Annotated in this window: 1 rRNA gene; it reads right to left on the bottom strand. The window is 55.8% G+C overall.

The features are described 5' to 3' along the window. Positions 1 to 1074: ribosomal RNA gene (locus AB0L91_RS35235) — 23S ribosomal RNA — on the bottom strand; the annotation flags it as partial.

The raw sequence follows: 1074 nt of genomic DNA on the forward strand, positions 1-1074 counted from the left end.
TTTGGGGTACGGGCCGTGTACCAACTCACTAGAGGCTTTTCTCGGCAGCATAGGATCACTGAATTCACCACAACGGCTACGCATCACCTCTCAGGATATGTGAGACACGGATTTGCCTATGTCTCTCCCTACAGGCTTACACCAGGTATTCCATCACCTGGCCCAGCTACCTTCCTGCGTCACCCCATCGCTTACCTACTACAGCCAGGGTCGTATGCAGCAATCCTCCCTCTCACCCGAAGGCTCGATAAGAGAACATTTGGATACTTAGCACAACTGATTCGATATTTGGCGCGGATACACGGGTACGGGAATATCAACCCGTTGTCCATCGACTACGCCTGTCGGCCTCGCCTTAGGTCCCGACTCACCCTGGGCGGATTAACCTGGCCCAGGAACCCTTGGTCATTCGGCGGACGAGTTTCTCACTCGTCTTTCGCTACTCATGCCTGCATTCTCACTCCCGTAGCCTCCACCACTAGTTCACACTGTGGCTTCCACGGCTACAGGACGCTCCCCTACCCATCCAGACGACTGGCCCGAAGGCGATCTAATGTCTGAATGCCGCGGCTTCGGCGGTGTACTTGAGCCCCGCTACATTGTCGGCGCAGGATCACTTGACCAGTGAGCTATTACGCACTCTTTCAAGGGTGGCTGCTTCTAAGCCAACCTCCTGGTTGTCTAAGCGACCCCACATCCTTTTCCACTTAGTACACGCTTAGGGGCCTTAGCCGGCGATCTGGGCTGTTTCCCTCTCGACTACGAAGCTTATCCCCCGCAGTCTCACTGCCACGCTCTCACACACCGGCATTCGGAGTTTGGCTGACTTCGGTAAGCTTGTGGGCCCCCTAGGCCATCCAGTAGCTCTACCTCCGGCGTGAAACACGTGACGCTGCACCTAAATGCATTTCGGGGAGAACCAGCTATCACGGAGTTTGATTGGCCTTTCACCCCTACCCACAGCTCATCCCCTCAGTTTTCAACCTAAGTGGGTTCGGGCCTCCACGACGTCTTACCGTCGCTTCACCCTGGCCATGGGTAGATCACTCCGCTTCGGGTCCATAATGTGCGACT

The sequence above is a fragment of the Nocardia sp. NPDC051833 genome (assembly GCF_040681225.1).
Classification (GTDB): domain Bacteria; phylum Actinomycetota; class Actinomycetes; order Mycobacteriales; family Mycobacteriaceae; genus Nocardia.